Source organism: Rhodococcus sp. IEGM1428 (genome assembly GCF_050321865.1).
GTDB lineage: Bacteria > Actinomycetota > Actinomycetes > Mycobacteriales > Mycobacteriaceae > Rhodococcoides.
The window spans coordinates 1-5487 of the sequence record NZ_JBNQFW010000015.1 but is presented as its reverse complement, the minus strand read 5'-3'; the positions used below and the strand labels follow the sequence as shown (position 1 = coordinate 5487).

4 protein-coding genes are annotated in these 5487 nt (G+C 66.0%); 2 read left to right on the top strand and 2 right to left on the bottom strand.

Annotation, left to right across the window (positions count from 1 at the left end; genetic code table 11):
• A partial coding sequence (locus ACQR3T_RS28600) for a Na+/H+ antiporter subunit A (protein ID WP_428695801.1) occupies positions 1-2537 on the bottom strand: 2537 nt, incomplete at its 3' end.
• 288 nt (positions 2538-2825) lie between these two features.
• On the opposite strand from ACQR3T_RS28600, the gene ACQR3T_RS28595 reads away from it, so the two are divergent.
• On the top strand, positions 2826-3179 hold the full coding sequence (locus ACQR3T_RS28595) for an NUDIX hydrolase (RefSeq protein WP_428695802.1): 354 nt from the start codon (positions 2826-2828) through the stop codon (positions 3177-3179).
• 61 nt (positions 3180-3240) lie between these two features.
• The gene (locus ACQR3T_RS28590; protein WP_428695800.1) at positions 3241-3993 is read left to right on the top strand and encodes an isocitrate lyase/PEP mutase family protein; all 753 of its coding nucleotides are present in this window, start codon (positions 3241-3243) and stop codon (positions 3991-3993) included.
• 53 nt (positions 3994-4046) lie between these two features.
• On the opposite strand, the gene ACQR3T_RS28585 is transcribed toward ACQR3T_RS28590, so the two are convergent.
• Positions 4047-5487, bottom strand: a 1441-nt coding sequence (locus tag ACQR3T_RS28585; protein WP_428695799.1) for an AAA family ATPase, incomplete at its 5' end; no start/stop codon positions are given.

Genomic DNA, 5487 nt, shown 5'->3' with positions numbered 1-5487 from the left:
GCCAAGCCGGCCGTGAGACCTCCGGCGAAACCGCCGCCGGGGGCGTTGTGGCCGGAGAAGAAGAAGTAGATCGAGAGCACCATGATCGTCGGGAAGATCAACCGCGTCGTCACTTCGAGAATCAGTGAGCGATGGCGCGGATCGATCAGATCGCCACCCAACAGCCACGTCGTCTCCGCCGCGTAGTTGGAGTCCGAGTTCGACGAGGAGGCGTTCGATGCGGGGGCGTCGGACACTCGCGGAGCGCTGCCGAACCGCCGGTTGCGGAAGACCAGGCTGGCCACGCCCGTTGCGGCGACCAGCAGAACGCAGATCTCGCCGAGGGTGTCCCAGGCGCGGATGTCGACGAGGATCACGTTGACGATGTTCTTGCCGTCGCCCAGCTCGTACGCGGCCTCGGGGAACTGCAGCGACACCGGAGCTGCGCTGCGGGCGTTCATCGCGAATGCTCCCAGCACACTGACCGTTGCGCCGACGGCGACGGCGAGCGCGGCACGGGGGCCGCGCGATCCGGCCGAGCCCCGGTCGTCGACCTCGGCCGGCAGCTTGCGCAGCACCAGCACGAAGACCACGAGGGTCAGGGTCTCGACGAGGAACTGGGTCAGGGCGAGGTCGGGTGCACCGTGGATGGCGAAGATCACGCCGCAGCCGTAGCCGGTGAGTCCGACGAGGATGACGCTGGCCAGACGGTTTCGCATGACGGTTGCGCCGAGGCCACCCGCGATCATGATCACGCCGATGACCAACTGGAGCGGGGTGTTCCACAGGGTGTACTCCAGCCCTGGCTTCTGCCCGACGAGCAACACGATGATCGGCAGCAGCACCAGGGTCAGCAGGATAGTGCCCTGGGTGAGGGGCAGCGAACCGCGCTGCGTGGTGCCGGTGAGGCGAATGGACAGGGTGTCCATGGACTTGAGCACGTTATCGTAGATGCGGTCGGCGTTGCCGAGCGGTGGGTGCTCGAACTTGAGTCGGTTGACCACACGATGGGCTATGAACAGCCCGACGCCGCCGGTGACGACGACGACGGTCAACGCCAGCGGCAGGTTGAACCCGTGCCAGAGCGCCAAATGGTACGGCTCCTGCCCGTACGACGGCAGGGTGCGTGCGTACGGGCTGACGATGTGGTCGACTATCGAGGACGCGAATCCCGCGACCACACCGAGGACGGCCAGGAATGCAGGCGCGGCCAGGAACAGTGCGGACGGCGCGTGCATGTTCTTCACCGACGGGCTCGGACGCTTGAGCTGCTTGCGGCCGAACGCGCCCCAGACGAATCGGATGCTGTAGGTGACGGTGAGAATCGACCCGATCACCAAGCCGGCGACGACGAGGGCGGCGACCGTGGGATCGAGCGTCGGAGTGCTGATCACCGCCGACAGGGCCGTCTCCTTACCGACGAAACCGATCATCGGGGGCAGGCCGGCCATGCTGGCGGCAGCGAGCGCTGCGATGGCGGCGAGCCACGGGGCCTTCTTGCCCAGGTGGGCGAGCTTGCGGATGTCGCGCGTGCCGGTGGTGTGATCGACGATGCCCACGACCATGAACAGTGTTGCCTTGAACATCGCGTGCGCGATCACCATCGTCAGGCCGGCCAGCATGGCTTTTTCGGAGCCGATGCCCACCAGCACCATCAGGAAGCCGAGCTGGCTGACGGTGCCGAACGCCAGGATGAGCTTGAGGTCGAAGGCACGCAGCGCGCGCCACCCGGCCAGGATCATCGACAGCAGCCCCAAGCTGATGATGGTCGCGCGCCACGGACCCGAGTCGGCGAAACCCGGTGCGAGGCGCGCCACCAGGTAGATGCCGGCCTTCACCATGGCCGCGGCGTGCAGGTAGCCGCTGACCGGTGTGGGGGCGGCCATGGCTCCGGGGAGCCAGAAGTGCATCGGCACGATGGCCGACTTGCTCAGCGCGCCGATGAGGATCAATACGATCGCCACGCCGGGCAGCCAGCCGCCCGGGGCGTTCGTGACTACCTCGGACAGGTTGTACGTGCCCGCGGCCTGGCCGAGGACGATGATGCCCACCAACATCGCCAGCCCGCCTGCGGTGGTGACGAGCAGAGCCTGCGTGGCCGCGCGCCTACTCGAGGCACGCTCGGCGTAGTGGCCGACGAGCAGGAACGACAGGACCGTCGTGATTTCCCAGAAGATGTAGAGCACCAGCATGTTGTCGCTGGTGATGAGGCCGAACATGGCACCGGAGAACGCGACCATTTCGGCGGCGAACAGGCCGAGCCGTGGCTCGTCGTCCTCGAAATAGCGGGCGCAGTAGAGCAGAATCAACGCGCCGATGCCCAGCACCAGCAACGACATGATGGCGGCGAGGGAGTCGAACCGCATATCGATGTTCATCGACAGGCCGGGAACCCACTCGATACTCAGCTTCTGCTCCGTGTTCCAGTTGATGAACACCCAGATCAGACTCAGCAGGGGAACGAGTGCGAGCGGGAAGAAGGCAGTGCGACCCCACCACCGGACGAGGAGCGGGGCGAGCAGCGCGGCGGCGGTGTGCGCAAGAAGAATGGCGAGCAAAAATCACTCCGTCGTCTCGGGTCGCATCGGCTGCGGGGCCGAGGCGGTGGTCGTAGGGCGGCGATGAGTAGGGTTTGAAATCTGTGTGAAATTCGACCTATGGCTTTGAGAAATAACGAACCGGCCACCGAACGGTGGCACCTCGGTTGTCGGATTCCATCCTACTTTGCGTGGTCGACGGCGGACCCAGCGGTACAAATCGGACGTATCTCGGAAAGAGGAACTGTGCCCGCGAACGGTGAGAGGCTCATTCGGACGGCCGGGTTGGCCTACGTTCGGGACCGTCGCATGATCCAGGCGCGATCGGTTGGCAAATCCGCGTTCTACATGGCGGGCGGCAAGATCGACCCCGGTGAGACGGCAGAGCAGGCATTGCACCGGGAGATCAGGGAAGAACTGGACGTCGCAGTGATCGATGCTCGGCTTCTCGGAGTGTTCGAGTGCGAGGCCTGGGGACATCCGACGGGAACACCGCTCGAGATCACCTGCTTTCTGGCCGATCTGGTGGGCGAACCGTCGCCGACCAGCGAAATTGCCGAGATCAGGTACTTCACCTGGGACGAGTACGCCGCGATGCCCGACGTCGCTCCGGGGTCACTGATGGTGTTCGACCGAATGAAAGCACTCGATTTGATCGACTGAAGCAGGTACGTTGGTCAGCGAGAGAACGTACGTTCTCCACAGCCACCGCGAAGGAGTCTCCATGACTGATCTGTCCCAGAAAGCCACCACCCTGCTCGAGCTGCACAAGCCGGGCAACCCGGTCGTGTTGCCGACGGTGTGGGACGCCTGGTCCGCCAACCTGGCCGTGTCCGCGGGCTTCACCGCGCTGACCGTCGGTAGCCACCCGGTCTCGGACTCCATCGGCAAGCCGGACAACGAGGGCATCACCTTCGACGAACTCCTCGCCCGCATCACGCAGATCTCCGGAGCCGTCGACGCACCGCTCTCGGTCGACATCGAATCCGGCTACGGCGAGGACCCCAAGCGCCTGATCGACGGGCTGATCTCCGCCGGAGCGGTCGGCCTCAACATCGAGGACACCGTGCACAGCGAGGGCGGACGCCTCCGTGAAGCACAGGAGCACGCCGACTTCGTCGGAGCACTGCGCGCGGCGTCGGACGCCACCGACGTGCACGTGGTCATCAACGCCCGCACCGACCTGTTCGTCAAGGAGATCGGCGACGAGAACGATCGCGTCGACCGCGCCATCGCGCGTCTGAAGCTGGCCGCCGATGCCGGAGCCGACTCGCTCTACCCTGTCGGCTTCCACAACGACGCCGACTACAAGCGTCTGGCCGAGGAACTCCCGCTGCCGATCAACGCCATCGCCAACCCCGCCGAAGGCGATCTCTCGCACTTCGCATCCCTCGGTGTCGGTCGCATCAGCTTCGGGCCGATCTTCCAGATGGTGCTCGCCAAGCGCGCCGAAGAGGTCCTCGCTCGCTGGAAGTGAGTGCGGCTCCGCCGCAGGTGAGTGGAAACTCGTAGCCCGCTACGAGTTTCCGCTCACGACCCGTAGGCCCGCAGATGCGCCACCTGCTCGGGATCGAGTGACGGCTTGACCGTCGCCCGAGCGGTGGCGACATCGGCGGCGGTGACGGCCGCAGCATCCATCGACCGACGCATCGCCGTCAATGCCGCCTCGCGCAGCAGCGCCGCGCAATCGGCGGCGGAGTAACCGTCGAGATCGCGGGCGAGAGATTCCAGATCGACGTCCTCGGCGAGCGGAATGGACTTGCCCGACGCCTTCAGGATGTCCACCCGGGCATCGGAATCCGGCGGCGGCACGAACACCAGACGCTCGAGCCGGCCGGGGCGCAGCAGAGCCGGGTCGATCAGATCGGGCCGGTTGGTTGCTCCGAGTACCACCACATCGCGTAACGGTTCGACGCCGTCGAGTTCGGTCAGCAGAGCTGCCACGACCCGATCGCCGACGCCCGAATCCGAGCTCTGCCCGCGTCGGGGAACGAGCGCATCGACCTCGTCGAGGAAGATCAGTGACGGTGCAGAATCACGGGCTCGCTGAAAGAGCTCTCGCACAGCCTTTTCCGAGGAGCCGACCCACTTGTCCATCAGCTCTGCGCCTTTGACCGAGTGCACGCTGAGCTGGCCGGAGCTGGCGAGAGCGCGCACGAGGAATGTCTTGCCGCACCCAGGTGGACCGTAGAGCAGCACACCGCGCGGCGGTTCGATTCCCAAGCGCGCGAACGAATCCGGATGCCGAAGCGGCCACAGCACCGCCTCGGTGAGTGCCTGCTTGGTCTCGACCATATCGCCGACGTCCTCGAGGGACAGGCTGCCGATCGCGAGCTCCTCACTACCCGAACGTGACAGCGGGCGGATCACCTGGAGAGCGCCCACCAGATCGTCCTGAGTCAACGAGGCTGCGGCCGAGTTCTCCGATGCGCGGGCTGCGGCACGCAACGCCGCCTCACGCGTCAGTGCGGCGAGATCTGCGACTACGAAACCCGGTGTCCGTGAAGCGATCTCGATCAGATCGACGTCATCCTGCGGCACCTTCTTCAGCAGGTGTTCGAGCAATCCCTTGCGGCCGGCGGCGTCGGGCAGGGTGAGCGTGAGCTCACGATCGCACAGGTCCTGGCCCCGTAGTCGTGGGTCGGTGGCCTCGGGATGCGCGGTCGTCGCGATCAGGGCCAGACCCGGAGTGTCGACGGCCCGGCGCAGCACGTCGAGCACGAAGGTCGACGCCGGTTCGGGATCGGACGGCAACAGTGCGTCGACATCGGTGATCATCAGAACCCCGGAGCCGGTGAGTTCGTCCACCGCCGCAGTGACCCGCTCGACGCGAGCAGACGCCTCGAGTGCGCCGATCGACGGACCGTCCAGGACGACGCAGGCTCGCTCGGCGATCACCGCGCGGGCCAGCGTGGCCTTGCCCACCCCACCCGGCCCGGTGATCAACACTCCCAGATGCGGCGATGCGCCG